Annotated in this window: 15 protein-coding genes, 13 tRNA genes and 2 rRNA genes; all 30 read right to left on the bottom strand. The window is 38.1% G+C overall.

What is annotated here, in order from left to right; translation table 11 throughout:
* Positions 1 to 8 precede the first annotated feature (8 nt).
* Entirely contained in the window at positions 9 to 1,289 is a 1,281-nt protein-coding gene (locus ACEN4N_RS07755; protein ID WP_138404567.1) for an ABC transporter substrate-binding protein, read from the bottom strand.
* Between the two features lie 29 nt (positions 1,290 to 1,318).
* Positions 1,319 to 2,140, bottom strand: a complete 822-nt coding sequence (locus ACEN4N_RS07750; protein WP_138404568.1) for a carbohydrate ABC transporter permease — start codon at positions 2,138 to 2,140, stop codon at positions 1,319 to 1,321.
* Positions 2,137 to 3,039 (bottom strand): carbohydrate ABC transporter permease, encoded by a 903-nt coding sequence (locus ACEN4N_RS07745; RefSeq protein ID WP_138404569.1) that lies wholly within the window; start codon positions 3,037 to 3,039, stop codon positions 2,137 to 2,139. The genes ACEN4N_RS07750 and ACEN4N_RS07745 overlap by 4 nt, the downstream gene beginning before the upstream one ends.
* Positions 3,032 to 4,072 carry an ABC transporter ATP-binding protein gene (locus tag ACEN4N_RS07740; protein WP_407093975.1) on the bottom strand — a complete coding sequence of 347 codons (1,041 nt, stop codon included), beginning with the start codon at positions 4,070 to 4,072 and terminating at the stop codon, positions 3,032 to 3,034. The genes ACEN4N_RS07745 and ACEN4N_RS07740 overlap by 8 nt, the downstream gene beginning before the upstream one ends.
* 94 nt (positions 4,073 to 4,166) lie before the next feature.
* Positions 4,167 to 5,756, bottom strand: a complete 1,590-nt coding sequence (locus ACEN4N_RS07735; RefSeq protein WP_407093974.1) for a bifunctional metallophosphatase/5'-nucleotidase — start codon at positions 5,754 to 5,756, stop codon at positions 4,167 to 4,169.
* Between the two features lie 12 nt (positions 5,757 to 5,768).
* On the bottom strand, positions 5,769 to 7,109 hold the full coding sequence (locus ACEN4N_RS07730; protein WP_407093973.1) for an MBL fold metallo-hydrolase: 1,341 nt from the start codon (positions 7,107 to 7,109) through the stop codon (positions 5,769 to 5,771).
* A gap of 194 nt (positions 7,110 to 7,303) precedes the next feature.
* Entirely contained in the window at positions 7,304 to 8,482 is a 1,179-nt protein-coding gene (locus ACEN4N_RS07725; protein ID WP_407093972.1) for a LysM peptidoglycan-binding domain-containing protein, read from the bottom strand.
* A 160-nt stretch (positions 8,483 to 8,642) separates the two neighbouring features.
* Positions 8,643 to 10,451, bottom strand: a complete 1,809-nt coding sequence (gene pepF / locus ACEN4N_RS07720) for an oligoendopeptidase F (RefSeq protein WP_407090299.1) — start codon at positions 10,449 to 10,451, stop codon at positions 8,643 to 8,645.
* Positions 10,452 to 10,470: 19 nt separating this feature from the next.
* A complete protein-coding gene (locus ACEN4N_RS07715) occupies positions 10,471 to 11,664 on the bottom strand; it encodes a pyridoxal phosphate-dependent aminotransferase (RefSeq protein WP_407090298.1) in 1,194 nt (397 codons plus the stop codon).
* Positions 11,661 to 12,149: an Lrp/AsnC family transcriptional regulator gene (locus tag ACEN4N_RS07710; RefSeq protein WP_407090297.1), complete on the bottom strand. Its 489-nt coding sequence runs from the start codon at positions 12,147 to 12,149 to the stop codon at positions 11,661 to 11,663. The genes ACEN4N_RS07715 and ACEN4N_RS07710 overlap by 4 nt, the downstream gene beginning before the upstream one ends.
* Positions 12,150 to 12,261: 112 nt before the next feature.
* Complete coding sequence (locus ACEN4N_RS07705) at positions 12,262 to 14,004, bottom strand: serine hydrolase (protein WP_407090296.1); 1,743 nt, start codon at positions 14,002 to 14,004, stop codon at positions 12,262 to 12,264.
* 79 nt (positions 14,005 to 14,083) lie between these two features.
* Positions 14,084 to 14,821 (bottom strand): hypothetical protein, encoded by a 738-nt coding sequence (locus ACEN4N_RS07700; protein ID WP_138404577.1) that lies wholly within the window; start codon positions 14,819 to 14,821, stop codon positions 14,084 to 14,086.
* A 142-nt stretch (positions 14,822 to 14,963) separates the two neighbouring features.
* A complete protein-coding gene (locus ACEN4N_RS07695; RefSeq protein ID WP_407090295.1) occupies positions 14,964 to 15,695 on the bottom strand; it encodes an amino acid ABC transporter ATP-binding protein in 732 nt (243 codons plus the stop codon).
* Between the two features lie 3 nt (positions 15,696 to 15,698).
* Positions 15,699 to 18,644, bottom strand: a complete 2,946-nt coding sequence (locus tag ACEN4N_RS07690) for an ABC transporter substrate-binding protein/permease (RefSeq protein WP_407090294.1) — start codon at positions 18,642 to 18,644, stop codon at positions 15,699 to 15,701.
* A 253-nt stretch (positions 18,645 to 18,897) separates the two neighbouring features.
* On the bottom strand, positions 18,898 to 20,436 hold the full coding sequence (locus ACEN4N_RS07685; RefSeq protein ID WP_407090293.1) for a ClC family H(+)/Cl(-) exchange transporter: 1,539 nt from the start codon (positions 20,434 to 20,436) through the stop codon (positions 18,898 to 18,900).
* Between the two features lie 646 nt (positions 20,437 to 21,082).
* Positions 21,083 to 21,168: transfer RNA gene (locus tag ACEN4N_RS07680), tRNA-Leu, on the bottom strand.
* 43 nt (positions 21,169 to 21,211) lie between these two features.
* Positions 21,212 to 21,284 (bottom strand) — tRNA-Met (locus ACEN4N_RS07675).
* 22 nt (positions 21,285 to 21,306) lie between these two features.
* Positions 21,307 to 21,377, bottom strand: a tRNA-Cys gene (locus tag ACEN4N_RS07670).
* 45 nt (positions 21,378 to 21,422) lie between these two features.
* Positions 21,423 to 21,494: transfer RNA gene (locus ACEN4N_RS07665), tRNA-Gln, on the bottom strand.
* Positions 21,495 to 21,529: 35 nt separating this feature from the next.
* Positions 21,530 to 21,602 (bottom strand) — tRNA-His (locus ACEN4N_RS07660).
* Positions 21,603 to 21,626: 24 nt separating this feature from the next.
* Positions 21,627 to 21,697 (bottom strand) — tRNA-Trp (locus ACEN4N_RS07655).
* A gap of 41 nt (positions 21,698 to 21,738) precedes the next feature.
* Positions 21,739 to 21,819, bottom strand: a tRNA-Tyr gene (locus tag ACEN4N_RS07650).
* 5 nt (positions 21,820 to 21,824) lie between these two features.
* Positions 21,825 to 21,897 (bottom strand) — tRNA-Phe (locus ACEN4N_RS07645).
* Positions 21,898 to 21,911: 14 nt separating this feature from the next.
* Positions 21,912 to 21,984 (bottom strand) — tRNA-Asp (locus tag ACEN4N_RS07640).
* A 10-nt stretch (positions 21,985 to 21,994) separates the two neighbouring features.
* Positions 21,995 to 22,067, bottom strand: a tRNA-Val gene (locus ACEN4N_RS07635).
* A gap of 18 nt (positions 22,068 to 22,085) precedes the next feature.
* Positions 22,086 to 22,157, bottom strand: a tRNA-Glu gene (locus ACEN4N_RS07630).
* 21 nt (positions 22,158 to 22,178) lie between these two features.
* Positions 22,179 to 22,269, bottom strand: a tRNA-Ser gene (locus ACEN4N_RS07625).
* Positions 22,270 to 22,281: 12 nt separating this feature from the next.
* Positions 22,282 to 22,354, bottom strand: a tRNA-Asn gene (locus ACEN4N_RS07620).
* Positions 22,355 to 22,373: 19 nt separating this feature from the next.
* Positions 22,374 to 22,489, bottom strand: a 5S ribosomal RNA gene (gene rrf / locus ACEN4N_RS07615).
* A gap of 87 nt (positions 22,490 to 22,576) precedes the next feature.
* A 23S ribosomal RNA gene (locus tag ACEN4N_RS07610) occupies positions 22,577 to 22,738 on the bottom strand; the annotation flags it as partial.

Here is a 22,738-nt window from a genome sequence, read left to right as displayed (position 1 = left end):
ATAGTAGATTACTCTACTCCAAGATGTCCTTTAACTAAGTCTTCGATTCCTTGCATTTCAGCTTGAACGTCAGCGTCGTTAATCATAATATTTTCTAAAGCTAATTCGATTTCACTGAATACTTCTGAAGATCCTACATAAGGAACTTGTGATTGACCGTAGTCTAACTCTGCTGATGCTGCTTCTACAAGTGGGTTTTCAGCTAAGTAGTCTTGCCATAAGTCAGAATCTAATCCTGCTTGAGTGATTGGTAAGTAACCAGTTCCAATTGCCCATTTAGCTGTATTTTCACCTTCTAATAAGTAAGCTAAGAATGCAGCTGCACCAGCGCGTTCTTCTTCTGAAGCTGATTCAAATAAGCCTAAATCATTACCAGCGAATAAAGTTAAGTTTTCACCATCGTTGAATACTGGAATTTCAGCTGTAGTCATGTTAATTCCATTTTCTTCAATTCCTGGTAATACGTGTGCTAAACCAGCTGAAGATCCGATGTATAATGCACTTGCACCTTGTGAGAATGGACCTGACATGAATCCGTCTTCTCCAGCTTGACGTGCATGTCCATTAGTAATTAAATCTTTAATGAATTGTACAGGTTCAGTGGCAGTTTCTGAAGCAATTTCAACTTCTGTTAAATCATCAGAAATCCAAGTTGCACCATTTTGACGAGCCATTGTTTCAACTTCCATTGAGATAGAGTTTTCTAATCCCATTGCTTCTTCTTCTAAACCAGCTTCGTCAAGAGCTTCACCTAAAGCTTGAACTTCAGCCCAAGTTGTTGGAATTTCAGCTTCAACTTCGTCTAATAAATCTTGGTTAACAAACATTAAACGAACTGATTTTGAGAATGGCATTGCATAGATTCCATCATCATAAGTAACACCAGTCATGAACCCTTCAAAGATTCCGTCTTTTAACTCGTCCGTCCAACCATTTTCTTCTGTTAAGTAAGCGTCTAATGGCGTTAATAAACCTTGATCACGGTAATCAGGTGTATTTGAGTTTGTTAATTGAGACATTGTTGGTAAGTCACCAGACACACCAGATGCCATAATACTTTGTTGTAAAGTACTGTAGTCACCTTGGTTTTGTTCAACAACAACATATTGGTCTTGTGAACCGTTGAATCCTTCAACTAATTCAGTGATCATGTCTTGGTGAGGACCGTTCATTGCGTGCCAGAAAGTAATTTCTACTGGCTCTTCTTGTGCTTGGGCAGTGAATGGTGCAAATGCACTTACTGATACTGATGCCGCTAAAGCAGCAACTGATAATTTAAATTTCTTCATTAAATAATTCCCTCCTGAGGATATATTGACTAACCTTTTAGTCCAGAGTTTGAGATACCTTGAATAATGTAACGTTGCAACAATAGATAGATGATAACCATAGGAACAATAACAATCGTTGAGGCAGCCATTAATAACTCAAATTTCGTACCCGCTTCTGTTGTAAATGCTTGAAGTCCGACAGGTAATGTACGTAGACTAGTATCATTTGTAACAATCAGTGGCCACATGAATGAGTTCCAGCTTCCGATAACCTTCAATATCATCACCGCGACAATCGATGATTGAGATAGTGGTACCATCATTTCCCAAAGGAAACGCCAGTCACTACTTCCATCCACTTTAGCAGAATAATATAAAGCATCTGGGATCGATTCAAACGACTGCTTTAGAGTAAAGATCGAGAATACACTCGCTAACCATGGAATGATTAATGCCCAATAAGTATTAATTAAATCCCAATTTGCTAAAGTAACAAAGTTCGGGATGGTCATCAATTCACCTGGGACCATCATCGTAGCTAACAATATTATAAATATTAAATCTTTACCCCAAAATTTAAGTTTAGCAAAGGCAAAAGCTGCCAATATGCTAGTAAATAATTCACCCGCAGTGGAAGCCACCGTGACAATCACACTGTTTACGAAATAACGAGCGAACGGCGCTGCTTCGAGCGCTTCTTCATAGTTTGAAAACAACCAATTGCTTGGTAAAAGAGTCGGTGGAATCGCAATCGCTTCTCCAGCTGACTTCAAACTGGTTGACACCATCCAGAAGAATGGTAACACCATCAAGATACCACCTAGAAAAAGTACTAAATAAATTGAAAATAATTGTAAGAATTTTTTCATGCTTGCCCACCTCGCTTCTCAAAATACCGATTACCAAGGTATTGAATGATTGTTATCACAAGTACAATTAAGAATAAGACAATTCCAGATGCCGCAGCGACACCATAGTCGAATTGTTCGTAGAATTTTCTAAATAGATAGTAAACAACGGTCGTTGCTGAGCCTGCCGGTCCAGGTCGTCCATTGAATAAAGCAAAGACTTCATCAAACACTTTAAATGAATTAATCGTTCCAACGACTGACAATAAGAACAATGTCGGTCTTAAGAGTGGAATAGTAATGTTTGTAAATCTTGCCCAAACTCCTGCCCCATCAACTTTAGCGGCGCGATAATAATTATCACTAATATTATTTAATCCAACTAATAGAAGCAGGATGTTAAAACCTAACCCCTTCCAAATCGCCATGATAATGACGGCTATCATCGCGTTATCAGGATCTCCTAGCCAGTTGATGGCATCAACACCAAAGAGTCCTAAGATATAGTTAATTAAGCCATATCTAGAGTGGTAAAGCCAACTCCAAACTACTGAAATCGCAACCGTACTCGTTACAAAAGGTAAGAAGTAAACAGAACGGAAGAAGCCTTGGAATTTAGGAATTGAATTCAGTAATACAGCTACAAACAAAGATATAGTAATCGATGCAGGTACTACACCAATAACATAAATTGCTGTGTTCTTTAAAGCTTTGAAGAACTCAGGGTCAGTGAGTAACTCTTGATAATTATCCATCCCACGAGCATTAATCTCACCCGAAAAGATATTAAAGTCTGTATAAAAACTCATATCAATCGATTTAAAGATTGGATAAATCGTAAAAATACCAATAAAAATAATGGCTGGTGCTAAATAAAGTAAAGAGACTAAAGTACTTTTTACTGTTGCCTTCTTATTCATCTTTATCCCTGCTTTCCAGGCGATTCCCTTCTATGTCGAAGTATAAAGTGTTTGCTTCATGGGCATTAAAGAAGATTGTATCGCCAACCTTTAAGCCTTCAGTATCGACATCCGAAACAATGAATTTCTCACTGTCATTATTTAAATGAACTGTGATGTCTTTACCTACACGTTCGATACGTTCAACTGTTGCACTTAATAAGTGTGATTCCTCATTAGCTACAACTAGATGTTCTGGACGAACTCCAAAGTGGAACCAGTCTTTATTATAGAATGAGTGTTTTTTATTGATAGAACGCGATTCTTTTGTAAAAATATTAATAATTGGCGACCCAATAAATTTCGCAATAAATAAGTTTTTAGGGTCTTCATATAAAGTAACAGGATCTGTCATTTGTTGAATTTCCCCATCGTCTAGGACCATAACGTGGTCTGCGATACTTAAAGCTTCTTCTTGGTCATGGGTTACAAACACGGTTGTAACACCCGTTTCTTTTTGAATACGTCGAATTTCTTCACGCATTTCAATACGCAAACGCGCATCCAAGTTACTTAATGGCTCATCCATTAATAGAATTGACGGTGATTTCGCTAAGGCACGACTAATCGCTACCCTTTGTTGTTGACCACCGGATAATTGACGTGGGTATTTATCTAGTTGATCGCCGATCTTAGTTAACTCCGCCATTTCAGTGGCGATGCGACGGCGTTCCTTTTTACTCACTTTAGCCATTTTTAAAGGGAACATAATATTCTCTAAGACGGTTAAATGTGGATAAAGCGCATAGTTTTGGAATACTAAACCCACACCCCGTTTAACTGGGTCTAAATTCGTTACTTCTTTATCATCAAAGAAGATTTTTCCTTCCGTTGCATCTAACAAACCAGATATGAGATACAATGTTGTTGATTTCCCACTACCACTTGGGCCTAAAAATGAAATTAATTCGCTACTAGGTAGAGTGAAATTAATACGGTCTAATACTGTCTTATCTCCAAATTTCAGTGTCACGTCTTCAAATCTTACTTGCATACTTACACCTCATCCTTCTCAAGTTATTTCAGTATACCAAGCTACTGTTAATTTTTTGTAAATTCTATGTAAAATAATCGTATCCTAATAATTCTCATGGGTTATTCATATCAGCGACATTTAATTTTGGTTCCCATTTAAGGTGCTGATAATTCGAATTAATATAGTCCCATTTTTCTTGAGAATATGTGCTTAGCGCATCTTTCATTAAAGTCGCGATATCAATATTTGAGATTGATTCAATTTTTTCTTTACCATACCACTTAAAGTCTCCCCCGCCGACGGCACGGTATTGAGATAAGGCCACACTGTAAGTAGCATTTTTATCCAGCATTTTTCCAGTTCGATCATCAACAATACTTGTCACTCGCTGACCAACAGGTTGTGTCATATCAACGGTTGTAGTCATTCCACTATAGACGTCAAAGTTATAATGTCTTGGTTTAGGTTCAACATATTCTGGATTCACCTGGATATTACCTTGAGCGTTTACTTCTAGGTATTGTAAGTTGAATTCCATGACTTCATATAGGTCATTACCCGTGACATTCACTTTAGCGATTAGATTATAGAAAGGATAGCTCTTTAATAAAATTTCATTCGTAATTTCACCGTGGAAATTTACAAAAGCGTCATTAACTAAAGCCACAGAACTAAAATCAGCCCCTGTTTCATCGAATTGAATTTGATTTAATAATTCAATAAATGGATGGCCATTCAGACGCGCATCAATCGGACTTGTAGTCACTTGTTCTAAAGGTGCGACACCTAATACGGTATTCAACCAATTATTTCCATCAGTAATTTCAGGTTCCATGACAGCTTTAACTGCTTGGTTAACCTCACATTGAGACGTATTATGAAGTGTACCGTTTATTCCTGAAACCTCTTGATTATCCGTTAATTCAATTTCGACTTCGGCTACAATTTCACCGGCATAGCCAGGTTGAATGACGTAAGTTTGGCCCACTTGTTGATTCAACTCGCGGTGTTGATGACCTGTTAATAAGACGTCAACCCCTTCAATACCCGCCAACATTTCAGACCCTTGGTTTTCTTTCGTTAATTCTTCTAAAGGTTCCTTAGTGACTAAATCTCGTTCGAAACCACCATGATACGCTAATATGACAACATCCACTTGGTCACGCACTATTTCAACGTAATACTTAGCGGATTCAAAGGCATCCTCAAATCGTAACCCCTCATAATGGGCGGGCAATTCCCAGTTTGGAATATAAGAAGTTGTTACTCCTACAATACCAATCTTAATGCCTTCTCGCTCAATGATATCGTAGGGTTTACCTAAAAATGGTTTGCCCGTCGCATCATCAATAATATTGCTGACAAGTAAATCCGCATTCAAATCTTCAATTATCTGGTCGCGGTAATCTTGCCCAAAGTTAAATTCATGATTCCCAATCAATTGATAGTCATAACCAATCACATTCATTGCTCGAGCAATAACTCTTCCGTCTTGACGTTCTTGACTCAAGTAGGTTGCAAAAGATGACCCTTGGATAAAATCACCTAGGTCTATCGTTAAAGTCACAGCAGCATCTTTGGCTTTTAAATTTTCAATACAAGTTGCGGTATTGAATAAAGATGCCTTAGGATTATCTGGTTGATTTAACCAATGTCCATGGGTATCGCTTGTTACAATTAATCTAATAACTTGTTGACTCACTTTATCTCTCCTCTACTTACTCAGTTCCTTCATTGAATCGATAGAATATTGCTTGTTATATTCAGGTAACCAAGTTGTAACTCCATACGTTTCAAGGGCTTCACTGTATAGTTCTGGCAATTTTGTGTGCCAAGGAACGGTGACTTTTGCGTTAATTGTGTAGGCAACCGCTAATAAATCTTCTTTAGAAGCATGTCCTGACACACCCGCATCAACCACTCGCCAACCGTTATCGTGTAAGCCACGAATATAAGTTTCATAACCTTCCATGAATGATCCTAAAGGAACACCATTTGAATGAAGTAAGATTCCTTTTGGTAGAACATATAGCTGCTCGTAAGTGAATTCATCCACTTGAAGTGCAAATTGTTCAGGGTTTTCCTGAATTTGTTGAATACTCACACCAAAGCTCGCATCTTCCGTTGCTAAAGGAGCGACATAATCTAAGTCTTTGACATATTCGAATGCTAGATTATATAGACTCGCTTGCAGTACAAATGTGCGTTTATACTCATTGAATAAATGCGCTAATTCAACCACGCGATCCACATTTTGTGGATAACCATTAAATGCTACTAATTTATCTGAGTCTTTAATTAAAGCACGTACGTCTCGCATTAAGCCAAATTCTGTGTGACTGCCTAAGCGTTCAATCAGTGGTTCTAATGCCTTATCAAGTGCAGATGGTTCAATCGTTTCGCTGAAACTATAACTTGTTCCCTCAAGTAATAAGATATCTGGTTGGAAAGCTTTTGCTTTAATCGTTGTCTCCATCACTCTTTCCGGATGGAAACCACTTAATCTCAAGTCTCCTGAGTAAATCACTTTAACATCAGGAGCTTTAATAAAGATACTTGCCGCCCCTTCCGTATCATGATCACTTAGATGAAAAGTAATTGAAAACTCACCATGTTCAATCGTCTCACCGGGTTTTACTGGTGTCCAATTTACTGGATAGTCCGGTAGAAATTCGTGCTTGTTCAACGAATGATATAAAGCAACCGCTGTCTCGGTTGCATAGACAGGAATTTCCGGATGTAAATGAGCCAAGCTCCCCACATGGTCCAAATGTAGATGTGAAATTAATACAATCGTTTTTAAGTCTGAAGCTTCATAACTTAATGTTGAATTACCTTCTAAAGCTTCTTGTCTAAATAGACCATCAATTTTAGGCAATTTGTTGTCATCATATAATGCTTGCGTATTTCTCTGATATGCTAATTCATTAATATCAACACCTACAACTGCCCCAAAATCTGTAATAATACGATAGCCATTGTACACTAGCGAGATTATATTACCGCCGATCGTATCTAAGCCCCCATGAAACTCCATAATTGTTTTGTGATTCATTCAAAATAACTCCTTTGTCTTAGCTCTAAAAATATTCTAACACTATCTCAAGTGAAAAGACAAATATAAATTTTATATATGAGAAGACGATAATTTAATGCCTATTAGTATTAATCAAGCCAACAAAAGTCTAAGAAAAAAAGCCGAAGCAACTATTTCTAGTTGTTTCGACTTTTTTTAAATATAGTTAAATTTTAGTACCAGTTATTCGCGTTGTGGTGAGCTAAAGCCGCTTGCCAGCTTCCGTAACGTGATGCAACATATCCGTTAGCTGCTGCTTCTTGACTGGCTGGTGATCTATCACCATATCCATATGTCGTGAAGTATGAATCTAACATTTGGTAAGCTCCGTAGTGGTTTCCAGATACACTATAAATATCATAGTTATGTGTACTTTCACGACGGCGGATTTCTAATTTAGCTGCTAATTCAGATTCTGATAGACCAGCATTTTCTGGCATTGAACCAAGACTTGCTGAGTAGTAGTCAATTGAACCAGAAGCTGGCTCTTCAACAACAGGTTCCTCTACCACTGGCTCTTCTTCTTCGACTACTTCCCATGGTTGAGTTTCTTCAAAAACATTTAAATCAGTTTCGTAAGTTGGTTCTTCCACTTCTTCTACGATTTCTTCTTCAACGATTTCTTCAACGACAGGAGTTTCTTCCACAACTTCAGTGGTTTCTTCTTCTAGTACAGGCTCTTCTACCACTGATTCTTCAATAATTTCTTCTTCGACTACAGGTGTTTCTTCAGCAACAACTTCTTCTGTTACTTCTTCTTCCCAAGTGACTAAGTTTTCTGGGTAAGAAACCTCTGCTGTTTCATAAGTGAATTCTGATACTTCTTCAGCTGCTTCAACTTCTTGCGTTTCAGGCGCAATCCATTCTTCAACTGTGTTTAATACTAGTCCATCTTCAGTCATTGGTTCAGTTACTTCTGGTTCTACGACTTCTTCGATAACCTCTTCTGTTTCAACTGGTTCTACTTCTTCACCAGTTTCAGTTGAGTAAGTCACTTCTTCACCTAAATCTTCATTAGCGAAAGTCACTTGATGGTGCTCTTCGTTAAAAGCTAATGTTGAACCTGCAATAATTAAGTCAGGATTTTCAAGTTGGTTTAATACTGTTACTTCTTCAACAGATAGCCCTAACGCTTCTGCGATAACTGATAAAGTATCTCCCCATTGAATTGTATATTTGCCTGTTTCAGCAATTTCTTTATTTATTGAATCGGCAACATCTACGATTGAACGCTCGGTCCAAGTCCCTGATGCTTCGTTATCACCGATGACTTGTGCTTCAGCACTATTGATCGCCATTGATGAAGCAGAAACTGCAATTGTAGCTGCCACAAGTTTTAGTGATTTTCTCATTTATGTAATACCCCTTTATATTTAAAATAATTAAATATCATTTTTGATGACTTATGATATATTAACTCAAGTTCAAATATAAAGAAAGAGCTAAAAGCCATCTGTTAATGACCCTTAACTCTTTTGTTGCATAACTCCATTTTTGTAACACAACTGTAACTTAAGCAAGCTCTTCGATTTGATCGATTAAGCCGTCAACGAATTGAATTGCTTGACGAATCGCGTCCGCATTGGTCATATCTACATCCACATTGGCTGCTAATTCAAGCGCATCTTTCGTTCCGCCTGCTGCTAAATTGTCTAACCAAGCTGACACAGCTTCTTGATCATTATCAGCAATCATCTGACCCACTTGAGTTCCAATCGTTAAACCAGCTGAATAAGTATATGAGTATAAGCCCATATAGTAATGTGGTTGGCGCATCCAAGTTAATTCAGCACCATCATTGATTTCTACAGCATCTGCCCAGAAGTTTTCTAACGTTTCTTTAAAGAACCCATTTAGACGGTTAGCATTTAATACTTCATCATTATCTACTGCTTCGTAAACTTTGCGTTGGAAATCCGCTTCTAATAAATGTGTCACCATATTATGGAAGTAAGTTCTTGTAATAAATTCCGCAATTAATGAGCGTTTCGCATCATTTTCAATCGGTTGATTTAATAAATATTGGCACATAATGACTTCGTTTGCTGTTGAAGGTGCTTCAACAAAATACAAGCTTGCTTCCGGTGTAATACTTAATTGGTTTTGATAAGTTAATTGGAAATGCCCTGCATGGCCTAACTCATGGGCTAGCACAAGCACTTCACTTAATAAACCAGTCCAGTTAAGCAGAATATAAGACGGTCCATCAGCAATCGTTGAACAGAAACCACCTGTTGATTTTGATTGGTTCATCGGGTAATCAATCCAGCGTTCTTCAAAGGCTTGCTTCACATAACTTAAATACTCATCCCCAAAGACAGATAAAGCTGACTCAATCATCTCACGACTCTCATCAATACTAATCGACATCGGTTCATCTTTAGAGAATGGCATCTTAATGTCAGCTAAAGTAACTTTATCCAACCCTTGTTCTTCTTTTAATAACTTCGCGTAACGTCTAAATACTGGCGCTAACTCCGTAGTTAAGGTATCGATAATTAAATTATAACTATCACGTGAAATTTGTTGATCGTGTAGTAAATAATCAAACACAGAATCAAAGCCACGTAAAGTTGCCATTTTCTTCTCAGTTTGAACATGGTTAATATAATTGGCAGCAACCGTATGTTGATGGTTGCTTAAGCCTTGGTGGAATGATTTCCAAGCAGCATGGCGAATTTCTTTATTCATATGCCCTTCAAAATCTTGCTCAAAACCAGCAAAGGAATTGCTGTAAGTTTCAGAACCCACTACAAAGTCTGGAAAGACCATGTCTTGGAATTTAACTGTATTATACATATCACTATGATTCATTAGTGATCCCGATAAGCTACTTAGAGTTTCCTCAATCATAGGATCTAGCATCATTGGTTTATTATATTTGATTCGATCGATAAAAGCTTTAAATCTTTGCCCTTCCTCAGTCACTAATAATTCATTTAACATCTCTTCAGATAAGTTCGCTAATTCCGATTCAAAAAATGATAAACGAACGCCAAGCCACTCACTTAATTGGCCTAATTTTAACGCATTTGCTTCATTCGTATCATCTAATTTATCTACTTCATAGGCTAAAGAACCGTATTGAAATACTTTCCCCATCCTAACATTGATATCATCAAAATCATTTAAAGCACTTAAAATCGTTCCAACATTTGTTAAGTTCCCTTTATAATCTGTATTAAAAGTTGCTACTTTTTCTTTTAAGGCTTCTATTGCTTTTTCGTACTCTGCTTGGGTTGCAAATAGTAATGATAAGTCCCAAGTCTCTTCTTTATTTAATAAATCACGTGTTGGTAGTGGTCCATTTTGTTTAGTCATAATATCCTCCATCATGTTATTAATGTGCTACTTCGCCGTACAATGCTTTCTCTCTTAATCTGTGAACGAATTGCTCTAAGCGATTAATTGCGACTTTCAGTTCTTTAATCGAATATGCATAGGAGATTCGGATGTACCCTTCTCCACTGTCCCCAAAGGCAGACCCTGGAATGACAGCCAAATGCTCTTCTAACAGTAATTGTGTCGCAAAATCTTCTGAAGACATCTGGAATTCTTGGATATTTGGGAAGATGTAAAATGCTCCTAAAGGTTCAAAGCAAGTTAAGCCAATTCGATCTAACTCTTTTAAAAGATAGCGTCGACGTTGATTGTAACTTTGGCGCATCTCTTCAACCGATGCATCCCCATTTTTCAAAGCTTCTATACCAGCGTATTGACTCAGTGTCGGTGCAGCCATAATTGTAAACTGATGAATCTTAATCATCTGTTCCATAATTGCTTTCGGCCCACAACAATAGCCTAAACGCCAACCGGTCATCGCGTAGGTTTTAGAAAAACCATTAATATAAACTGTGCGCTCTTTCATTCCTGGTACTGAAACCAATGTTACATGCGCACTTTCAGTATAGGTCAAATCATCATAAATTTCATCTGTCACTAAAAGCAAGTCATGCTGCATAATAACGCGAGCTAACGCATCAATGTCACTTTGCTCTAATATTGCACCAGTTGGATTGTTTGGAAAATTCATAATAACAATCTTCGTCTTCGGTGTAATCGCTGCTTCTAGTTCTTCCGCCGTTAAACGGAATTGATTTGCTTCTTGTAAAGCAATCGGAACGGGAACCCCGCCAGACAACTCAATACAAGGCAAGTAAGAAACATAGCCCGGTTCTAAATAAATAACTTCGTCCCCGGGACAAACCGTTGCCCGTAAAGCAATATCAATCGCTTCACTCCCACCAATCGTCACTAAAATCTCTTCTTTAGGATTATAATCTAATTGATGCTTACGACTTAGTCGCCCAGCTATTTCTTCTCGTAACTCCATCAAACCAGCATTAGCTGTATAGAATGTCCGTCCACGACTCATTGCGTCGCGCGCTTCATCACGAATATGCCACGGTGTATCGAAATCAGGTTCCCCCACTCCTAATGAAATAACATTATCCATCTCATTAGCAATATTAAAAAAGCGGCGAATTCCTGAAGGGTTTATTTTTTTGACGTGTTCATTCACGAAATCTCTCATAAAAAAATCCCCATCCTACGATCGTGATCATCATTATCAAATAATGTTCCATGATCTTTATATTTTTTCAAAATAACGTGCGTTGCTGTCGACTGAACTTCATCAATCACAGATAATTTCCTTGTCACAAAACGGGCAATTTCTCGCATGGGTGCTTTCTTCAATTCAATTGAAAAATCATACCCACCTGACATTAAATACATTGCTTCAATTTCTGGAAAATCGTAAATCAAACTCGCAATCCGATCAAAGCCTTGACCGCGTTGTGGATTCACTTTCACTTCAATCATCGCTGAAACATATTCATCTTCAGTCTTATCCCAATTAATCAAAGTGTGGTAGCCGATAATGACTTTCTCTTCTTCTAACTCAATAATAATTTGTTCAACAACACTCTCTTCTATATCAAGCATTGTCGCGATTTCACTCGTTTTTAAGCGGCTATCTTGTTCGATAAGTTTTAAAATATTCTCACGTTGATTCATAATATCACTCCCTTATTTTATATGACATCTATTATAACAAAACGCTTTCTTAAATACGATAAAAATTATAACAAAAAAGCAAGCACCGAAACGGCACTTGCTAAAAGTGTGATTAATCCACAGATATCCACAACTGTGATCTTAATTCATTAAAGACATTATGAACACGAAGAGATAAATTCCCTACCTGGTCTGAAATGCTGTCATAATTCCCTGGATAAGACGTGTAAACAGCTAAAGAATAAGCCCCATATGGTGTGATAAATGTGGCGATATCATTTTGCTCTGTCTCTCCTAAACCAGACTTATTCCAAGACGTTGTTGAAGACGGAATATATTGGCGTAAGAAGTTATGTGTATTCATTGTCAACTTATTAATTAACATCGCATCCCACGGTTCACCATTGACTTGGTTGTTATCTAATAAGGCAAAGTAACGCGCCGCATCATGAGGCGTAGTTGTAAAGTAAGTATCTTCACTATAATACTTCCCATTCACATACGTCTCGTAAAGGCCTAATTGATGGATATGCGGGTTAATAACATATCCCCCACCTACTACATCAATTAACAAGTTTGCGGCTGTATTATCACTATAAATTGTGACTAAATCAACAAGTTCATCAACCGTATACATACTTTCACTTGGTTGCCCTTGAATAATTCCCGCACCGGGCACTTTATCCCAATCCGTCATCGTTACATAAGTATCTGGTGATAATTCACCGGTCTTATATTGATGGTAGACTTCACCAAGTACATAGATTTTCTGCGTACTTGCTGGCCAGAACTGTTGGTTATTAATATCAACTTGTGCCATCGTTTCATTATTAATAAAAGACGCTCCGACGTTCGCGTTGATCATTCCAATTTCTTCCCAAATGACTGCTTCCATCGTATCTAGCAGTTCACGTTCGCTGTAGTAAGTTTCCACGTAATCTGTACCTGTCTCATCTTTTCGAACCCAACCTAATTCCTCATAACCAATGTAAACATGTAACCATTCTTCATCGAAAGAAGTGTACTCAGCAACAACTTCCATCGGCATATCATAGAAACCTTCTGTTGTCGTTATCATTGTTGAGTTTTGTGTCTTAGGTGGTGCACTAAGAATCAATGAATCTGTTGTTTTATAAAGAATACTGTAATCAACAGGTTTGACCTCACTCATCTTTGTATACTCATAAGGTCTTTCGATAAAGAAGAAATCAGGTGCATCAGAAGGTACTAAATTTAATAACATATTACGGTGTTGAGTTAATTCTTCAGCTTCTTCCAAACTAAAGCCAATATCTTGTTGCTTACCTATTAGAAAGTAGAACCAACCTTCCTCAGGTATGTTATGCCACCCCGTATATGGCGCATCGTTACGATATAATAATTCTTCACCCTCAACTTCATACCAAGCAAAGCCGTTTAAACTTTCTTCAGACAATAAACGTTCTTGATTCACATAAGAAGTGGGTGAGACAAGCGCCACATTCGGACTAAAGTAAAACCACGGAACAATCTCAGGTAACTCTTCTTCTGGGGTTAATTCCCCATCATTTTCAGCGACTTCCGTTAGAAGCGGAGTTTCTGTTCGGTTCGCTACACCCACATTTACAACGGATGATCTTAAATCTTCTATTAGGACACTCGCTTTTGGTTGAAGATACAAAGTGTCATAGCGATGTTGTTCCACAAGTTCAGCGGGTGTAATTTCTTCAGCTTGATTGAATTCTTCACCGAGTGAATTTGCGGATTTATTTGTAAAGGGTTGCCCAATAGAGAAAAAGATGACAGCCAATACAATGACAATACCACCGGCAATGCCTCCAATTATTCCGTAACGCTTCATTTTATCTTTCTCCAATACAACCCTCCTTTCTTGTTTGCTTTAATTTTAGACATAACATTATTATATCTATCTTAATGATAAGTTCAATATTATTCTACACACGAAGTTTTGCATCAGGGTTGATTTTAAAGGTAATACGTTTACTGAAGTACTCGTAAATATCTTGTGATAGAGACATTTCTGGCATCATTTCTTTAAATGCATTATAGGAGAATCGTTCTCTTAACTCGATTTCGTCTGCCCCTTGTTGGACAACATTACGGTGAATAAATTGCTCGTAAGCTTCTTCATCTAAACGTCCACCTTGATTCTCAAAGACACGATGTGCAATCACTTTAAAGATAAAGTCTTCTTCCGCACGTTTCTCAAGTTGTTCATTAATATTTCCTTCAAGTTTTAATTGTTCACGCCCATATTGCTCTAATGGCATGTTATATTGATCGGCGTAAGCTTTCACTTGTCTTAAATAATCCGTAACATAACTGTCGCGTTCTTCACTATTTAAGATGACGTTTGAGTTGTCTGCATAATATTTTAAGATGAATGGTAAAACTTCATTATAGAATTGTAACTGTGTTTGGTTACGTTGGTATACTTCCATCCCCGATTGTTTAAGTTGTTGAATTGTTTTAACCCCTGGTAAAGCTAGAGCGTCTACCATTTCGTTCGTTAATTCGTCAACCGGTTCATTGATCATCTCTTCATATTGTCTGCGCGCATGGTCAACTAATGGTTGTGCCACGGCATCCCATGAAGGTATTTCAATTGTTAATTTTTCCTCAGGAACATTTATATCTTTATAACTCATTACATTTTCAACACTGCTTTTCATATTTAATCGCTCCTTTATATCTTGATATATTGTAGTCGAGAATCGCTGAAACAACAAGCCTATTTGGATAATTCCAAGACATTTTTAAATATTTTAAGAAAATAAAAAAGGTAGCCCGAAAGCTACCTCGTTCAAATACTAATTAAACTAATACTTTGTCTAAGAATGATTTCGTACGTTCTTCTTTAGGATTACTGAATAGTACTGAAGGAAGATCTTCTTCCACTACATAGCCACCATCCATGAAGATGACACGGTCTCCAACTTCACGAGCGAATCCCATTTCGTGAGTTACAACAACCATTGTCATTCCTTGTGCCGCTAAATCTTTCATAACGTTAAGAACATCTCCAACCATCTCAGGGTCAAGTGCTGACGTTGGTTCGTCAAACAACATAATATCTGGATCCATGGCTAATGCACGCGCAATTGCCACACGTTGTTTTTGTCCACCTGATAATGAGTTTGGATATGCATCAGCTTTATCATCAAGTCCAACTTGATTTAATAAATCTAATGCTTTTTTATCTGCTTCATCTTTTGATAACACATCAAGTTCAACCGGTGCTAAAGTGATGTTTTCTTTAACACTTAAATGGGGGAATAAGTTAAAGTGTTGGAATACCATTCCGATATTTTTACGAACAGAGTTAATATCTGTATCTTTTGCACTGATATTCACACCATTAACATTCACTTCACCGCCGTTGATTTCTTCTAAGCGGTTTAGGCAACGAAGTAATGTTGATTTACCTGAACCCGAAGGGCCGATAATACAAACAACTTCTCCTGAGTTTACATGCAAATCAATGCCTTTTAAAACTTCATTACTACCAAAGCTTTTCTTTAATCCTTTTACTTTTACCTCTGCCATTGGTTACACATCCTTTTCTAGTCTATTAGAAATCTTAGTTAAGATTGTAATCAAGATAATGTACATTAATCCAACGATTAACCACATTGCTCCTGATTGATAAGTACGAGCAATAATAATTCGACCTGTTTGAGTTAATTCTACTAAACCAATTACTGATAGAATTGATGTATCTTTCAGTGTAATAACAAACTGGTTAATGAATGAAGGGATCATAATTCTGAACGCTTGCGGTAAGATAATTCGTCTCATTGTCTTACCTTTGTTCAACCCTAAACTTCGTGCCGCTTCATCTTGTCCGACATCAACCGCATTAATACCACCACGTACAATTTCAGCAATATAAGCCGCTGCGTTTATACTTAAGGTAGTAATCCCGGCTGCTACCGCTCCGAATGTCCAACCTGTTAATTGTGGAATACCGAAGTATACGAAGAATGATAATACGATCATCGGCGTACCACGCATCAAGTCAATATACACTTGAGCAATGAATGATAAGATAATATTACCAGACGTGCGCATTAAACCAATGATAATACCAATAACGGCTGCAATTGCAAATGACACTAATGTAATCCATAAAGTTGTCCATAATCCGTTAAGTAAAGCACGACCATTTTGTTCGATTAAACCGAAGAAACCACTTGAAGAAGATTCTTCTTCTAATTCTTCCTCACCTAAGTAGTTCGATATTATTGTATCATACTCACCAGAGGCTTGAATATTACTTAGTCCTTGATTGAATAAAGCAACTAATTCTGGGTTCTGACCTTCAGAAACTGCGAATCCATAATCAGTTACTTCCATTTGTTCACCAATAAAGCGTAATGGAATACCCCCTGTTTGAGCCGCATAAGCCATTACTGGGTAGTCTTCAATAACTGCAACAGAGTTTCCTGCTTGTAAATCTTCATACATATTGACTGAATCTTCAAATGTTGAAATCGTAAAGCCGTATTCGTCAGCCACTGACTCAGCTGCTGCCATTCCTGTTGTACCAGTCTTAACAGCAACGTTTTGACCTTCTAAATCTTCTAATGACTCAACGTCACTATCTTCTAAGACTGCGAATTGAACTCCCGCTTCATAATATGGGTTTGAGAAATCAAACGACTCTTCACGTTCTTCCGTGATCCCCATACCAGCAATCATTCCATCAATTTGACCCGCCTCAACAGCTTGTAAAGCCGCGTTAAATCCTAATGGACGAATCTCATAATTAAAGCCTTGATCTGCAGCGATGGCTGCAAGTAAATCCATATCAATACCAACGTATTCGCCGTCATCTCCAACGAACTCGAATGGTGCAAATGTTGTATCTGTACCAATCACATAAGTACGATCCGGATCAGCCACAACTTCTTCAGCTTCTTCTGAACCCTCTTCCCCTTCGGAACTTGGGTCTGCATTCGCCATGTCTGTATCGCCTAAATGCGTATTAACAATTTCATCAAATTCACCTGACTCACGAACATTTGAGAGTCCCGCATTAAACATTTCAATTAATTCTGGATTCTCACCTGTCTGAACAGCGAATCCATAATCTGTTACTTCCATTTGTTCGCTGATAAAGCGTAATGGAATACCCCCTGTTTGAGCTGCATAAGCCATCACTGGGTAATCTTCAATCACTGCGTCAGAATTTCCTGCTTGTAAGTCTTCATACATATTGACTGAATCTTCAAATGTTGAGATTGTGAAGCCGTATTCGTCAGCCACTGACTCAGCTGCTGCCATACCCGTTGTACCGGTCTTAACTGCAACATTTTGACCTTCTAAGTCTTCTAATGATTCAATATCGCTGTCTTCTAAAACCGCAAATTGAACTCCCGCTTCAAAGTATGGTTCTGAGAAGTCAAAAGATTCTTGTCGCTCTTCAGTAATCCCCATACCAGCAATCATACCATCAATTTGACCCGCCTCAACAGCTTGTAAAGCCGCATTGAAACCAAGTGGTCTGATCTCATATTCAAAACCTTGATCTGCAGCGATTGCTTCTAATAAGTCCATATCGATACCAACGAAATCACCATTCTCATCTTGGTATTCAAATGGTGCGAACGTAGTATCTGTACCAATTATATAAGTTCGATCTGGATCAGCGACAACTGCTGCTTCTGATTCTTGTGAACTTTCCTCTTCTTCAGAATCTGATTCTGATTCAGCTAAATCAATCTCACCTAAATGTGTATCAATAATTTCATCAAACTCACCAGATTCACGGACACTTTCTAACCCCGCATTGAACATTTCAATTAATTCTGGATTCTCACCTGTTTGAACAGCGAAGCCATAATCGGTTATTTCCATTTGTTCGCCGATAAAGCGTAATGGAATACCACCTGTTTGTGCTGCATAAGCCATCACTGGGTAATCCTCAATGACTGCGACAGAATTTCCTGCCTGTAAGTCTTCATACATGTTAACTGAATCTTCAAAGGTTGAAATCGTAAAGCCGTATTCATCAGCCACTGATTCAGCTGCTGCCATACCGGTTGTACCGGTCTTAACGGCAACATTTTCTCCTTCTAAATCTTCTAACGATTCAATATCGCTATCTTCTAAAACAGCGAATTGCACTCCTGCTTCATAGTACGGATCTGAGAAGTCAAAAGATTCTTGTCGCTCTTCTGTAATTCCCATACCTGCAATCATACCATCAACTTGTCCACTCTCTACAGCCTGTAAAGCTGCATTGAATCCTAGTGGTCTTATCTCATATTCAAAACCTTGATCTTCAGCGATTGCTTCCAATAGGTCCATATCAATCCCAACAAAGTCACCATTCTCATCTTGATACTCAAATGGGGCAAATGTTGTATCTGTAGCAATAATGTAAGGCTCATTATCCTCTTGTGCCTGCACAACCGTATTCATTACCGGTACACCGACAAGTACGGTTAGCATTACAACTAAACTCATAGATAACCATCTAAAAAACTTCATGTTTCACTCCAACTTTCCTTGAATTTTAATAATTGTAGAAACTTTTCTCATATTATTCTAACAATACTTATTATACGCGAAAACACCCCTCTTTCGCAACTTATATATATCATTATATGTAAATAAATCTAACATAAATCAATAAAATAACTCTATAATCCTAACAAATAAGTAATTATTGCTATCTATTATGTAAAATTTTAACAAAAAAGCCGACTCCAGTTGGAATCGACTTTCATTAAATGTGTATTATCTAATCTTCATGTGTAAAGTAATTATGAACTAGCTCTGTGTCTAATACATTATGTAAAACCATCACCGTATCTAACGTTTTAATCGACTCATCTGCTTTAGGAAGCAAGTTTAATCCTTCTCGATTAATTTCAACAATCAGTAAATTTGTCGGCAAATTCAAATCAGAGATTAACGTATTCTTTAGTGGACTTTCTGGTCCAATTGTAAACGTCGACACGATTAATTCACTTTCTTCCACTTTTTGAGGGGTTAATCGCTGAATCAGGTTGTTATATAAAGTTTCGTAAATAGGCTCTGTACGAGTGATTTCTCCTACAATGAAGGCGATAATTGAAGCGAAGGATAACATGATTAAGTGAGTAAATGACCCTGTCATCTCCATTACGAGTACAATTGACATAATAGGCGCTCGAACAACTGCGGTCATCACCGCCGACATACCTAAGATGATAAAATTCACCATATAAACTGGCTCTAGCCCACTAATGTGGTAAACAAGTAATCCAGAGATTGCCCCTAAAACTAGGACTGGCAAGAAAATACCTCCTTGAACTCCACTATTATAGGATATACTGGTAAAGACTAACTTACCTATCAACCAAAAGACTAACATCCCCACACTAATCGGTGCAACAACCATATGCTCCACTAAATGATGCCCTCCACCTAATAACTCAGGTGAAAATAATCCAACAACGACCGTCAACATAAAAATCAACGGTACTAAATAGATTGGTTTTAACCTTGTCCAAGCAAAGAAACGTCGTGTCCATTCCATAAAGTGATTAAATAAAATCCCCACTAAACCTGCAATTAAACCAACAAGGGCTACCCAACCAATATCGTTCATATCAATCGTTTGATTCACTCTAAAAGAGAAAGAATAAATCTTACCTGCAAATATAAATGAAACGAAGTTTGCTGTAATACTCGCAATAATACTTGGTAATAATAAGTAATGTGAGAAAGAACCGTACACTTCTTCTAAAGTAAATAAAGTCCCAGCAATCGGTGCATTAAATGCAGCCGACAAACCAGCACTCGCTCCAGCCGTAATTAAATAATTGGAAGTTAATTTATCTGTCTTGAATAACTTCCCAACAATCTTTCCGGTCACTCCACCTAACTGAATTGACGGACCTTCACGCCCTAAACTTAACCCAATAAAGTTAGCCAAAGAACCACCAAGAAACTTACTAATAAAGGTCGGTCCCGGATTCATTGACAATCTGCCTAGTAACTCTCCTCGGATTTGAGGTATTCCAGATCCTCCAGATAACGGTGCCCACTTTAATAACTGAACGACTATCACACCGAATACAAACGCTGCGAGAAACATCCATAAATAATTAATCGAAAATGGCATGTTATATATCGAATCACGAATCGTATCCAATTCAGCTAATACAAAGCGATAAGCCACCGCAAGCATTCCGCTAAATAAACCCGTTACTAAACCCAAGAAAATTAATTTAAATTTATTTGTTCCGGCTAAGTTACTTTCCCTTACCGGAATCTGCTTATATTCCTTCACCATTCCACATCAATCCAGCTTTCTAAAATAATAAGTACATCCTTAATCATATCATAAATTATAAGTGCATGTATCAAAAAATGTGTGCAAAAAAGCACTTTTTAGTGGGAGCTAGATTGGATGATAATCAGAATACGCGAATTTGTCGGAAAGTGACACTTTTTTGAGTAAGAGCGTCACTTTGGGTTCTCATAGTGTCGCTTTTCAGGAAAAAGCATCACTTTGGGTTTTCATAGTGACGCTTTTACGCGTTTAATCATGGATAATCAGAAATATGATGATTTCATTCGTAAACTTTGTATCATTTTGGTAAAAATATCGTAGACAAATAGGTTTAAGAAGGAAAAATAAATACACCCTACTACACATACTGATAAGAATGTCGCATTTACTAAAAAAATTTATACTTCAGATAATATTTTGGACAAATTTCGGACATTATCGAAGAAATATAACAATCCATAATTGACGCAAAAAATCTCAACCTCAAAATTCGCACTATTATATAGAAGGAACAGAGCGCAAAAAAGGCTGGTAACCTGATAAGATCACCAACCTTGTCTCAATAATAACTTAAAAAACTGCAATAAAAAAACACTTACTTAGGCATAGGGCAAGTGTTCTAACGTGGATTAAATCAATTAATAAATACCGGTAGTCGGGGTCGAACCGACACGTCCCGCAAAGGACATTGGATTTTGAGTCCAACGCGTCTGCCAATTCCGCCATACCGGCATAAAAGCCATTGTCTCGATATTAATTTTTGATAATTAAAAAATTGCGGGGGTAGGATTCGAACCTACGACCTTCGGGTTATGAGCCCGACGAGATGCCAGCTTCTCCACCCCGCGATAATAAAATAATATTTAGTAAAGGCGGTAGTCGGATTTGAACCGGCGATCAGAGTTTTGCAGACTCGTGCCTTACCACTTGGCTATACCGCCATTGTATTAAATAAAATAGTACCATTATAACAATGGTACTAGCGACTGGGGTAGCTGGATTCGAACCAACGCATAACGGAGTCAAAGTCCGTTGCCTTACCGCTTGGCTATACCCCAATGATAATATTACAACCTATATTATATAAAATATAGGCGACTGATGGGAATCGAACCCACGAGTGTCGGATCCACAAACCGATGCGTTAACCACTTCGCCACAATCGCCATCATCATATTATTAAAATTAAACAGGGGCAGTAGGAATCGAACCCACATTGACGGTTTTGGAGACCGTAGTTCTACCGTTAAACTATGCCCCTATTAAAAGGCAAAATTATTAAATTCCCCATTAATAATACAATGGTGGGGGAGAGATTCGAACTCCCGAACCCGAAGGAGCGGATTTACAGTCCGCCGCGTTTAGCCACTTCGCTACCCCACCATGAATGGCTTGGGACGGAATCGAACCGCCGACACCTTGAGCTTCAATCAAGTGCTCTACCAACTGAGCTACCAAGCCTACATTTTAAAAAACGGTCCGGACGGGATTTGAACCCGCGATCTCCTGCGTGACAGGCAGGCATGTTAACCCCTACACCACCGGACCTTGGTATTAATGGAGGATGACGGGATCGAACCGCCGACATCCTGCTTGTAAGGCAGACGCTCTCCCAGCTGAGCTAATCCTCCATGTTATTAAAATGTTAATGATCCGTACGGGATTCGAACCCGTGTTACCGCCGTGAAAGGGCAGTGTCTTAACCACTTGACCAACGGACCATTATAATATTAAGTTTCTAACGGAGAGTAAGGGATTCGAACCCTTGAGACATTTAATAAATGCCTACACGATTTCCAATCGTGCTCCTTCGGCCAACTCGGACAACTCTCCGATTTAACCTTACTCCGCAAGTAGGGCTCGAACCTACGACATCATGATTAACAGTCATGCGCTCTACCAGCTGAGCTATTGCGGAATGATTAAAATTTAACAATGCATGGCAACGACCTACTCTCACAGGACCAAAGGTCCAACTACCATCGGCGCTAAGAAGCTTAACTGCTGTGTTCGGCATGGGAACAGGTGTATCCTTCTTGCTACCATCACCACACATTGTCTGTATATAAGTAATCTCTTAGATCACTCAAAACTGAATATCAACATTATATTTTCTTACCTGCTAAACCTGAATTGGTTCGTGGTTAAGTCCTCGACCGATTAGTACTCGTCCGTTCCGTACATTACTGCACTTCCACTTCGAGCCTATCTACCTGATCGTCTTTCAGGGGTCTTACTCACTTGCGTGATGGGAAATCTTATCTTGAAGCTGGCTTCGCGCTTAGATGCTTTCAGCGCTTAT

Origin of the sequence: Ruoffia sp. FAM 20857, assembly GCF_045528645.1 — a bacterium.
In the GTDB taxonomy this organism is placed as follows: Bacteria; Bacillota; Bacilli; order Lactobacillales; family Aerococcaceae; genus Ruoffia; species Ruoffia halotolerans.
The sequence above is the reverse complement of the archived record's forward strand: the minus strand, read 5'-3'. Positions and strand labels throughout refer to the sequence as shown.

Excerpts from the sequence above, each read along its gene's own strand:
- ACEN4N_RS07710 (WP_407090297.1), bottom strand. The coding sequence starts at position 12,149 with ATGAATCAACGTGAGAATATTTTAAAACTTATCGAACAAGATAGCCGC.
- ACEN4N_RS07740 (WP_407093975.1), bottom strand. The coding sequence starts at position 4,072 with ATGCAAGTAAGATTTGAAGACGTGACACTGAAATTTGGAGATAAGACA.
- pepF (WP_407090299.1), bottom strand. The coding sequence starts at position 10,451 with ATGACTAAACAAAATGGACCACTACCAACACGTGATTTATTAAATAAA.
- ACEN4N_RS07725 (WP_407093972.1), bottom strand. The coding sequence starts at position 8,482 with ATGAGAAAATCACTAAAACTTGTGGCAGCTACAATTGCAGTTTCTGCT.
- ACEN4N_RS07695 (WP_407090295.1), bottom strand. The coding sequence starts at position 15,695 with ATGGCAGAGGTAAAAGTAAAAGGATTAAAGAAAAGCTTTGGTAGTAAT.
- ACEN4N_RS07715 (WP_407090298.1), bottom strand. The coding sequence starts at position 11,664 with ATGAGAGATTTCGTGAATGAACACGTCAAAAAAATAAACCCTTCAGGA.
- ACEN4N_RS07755 (WP_138404567.1), bottom strand. The coding sequence starts at position 1,289 with ATGAAGAAATTTAAATTATCAGTTGCTGCTTTAGCGGCATCAGTATCA.
- ACEN4N_RS07745 (WP_138404569.1), bottom strand. The coding sequence starts at position 3,039 with ATGAATAAGAAGGCAACAGTAAAAAGTACTTTAGTCTCTTTACTTTAT.
- ACEN4N_RS07730 (WP_407093973.1), bottom strand. The coding sequence starts at position 7,109 with ATGAATCACAAAACAATTATGGAGTTTCATGGGGGCTTAGATACGATC.
- ACEN4N_RS07690 (WP_407090294.1), bottom strand. The coding sequence starts at position 18,644 with ATGAAGTTTTTTAGATGGTTATCTATGAGTTTAGTTGTAATGCTAACC.
- ACEN4N_RS07750 (WP_138404568.1), bottom strand. The coding sequence starts at position 2,140 with ATGAAAAAATTCTTACAATTATTTTCAATTTATTTAGTACTTTTTCTA.
- ACEN4N_RS07685 (WP_407090293.1), bottom strand. The coding sequence starts at position 20,436 with ATGGTGAAGGAATATAAGCAGATTCCGGTAAGGGAAAGTAACTTAGCC.
- ACEN4N_RS07700 (WP_138404577.1), bottom strand. The coding sequence starts at position 14,821 with ATGAAAAGCAGTGTTGAAAATGTAATGAGTTATAAAGATATAAATGTT.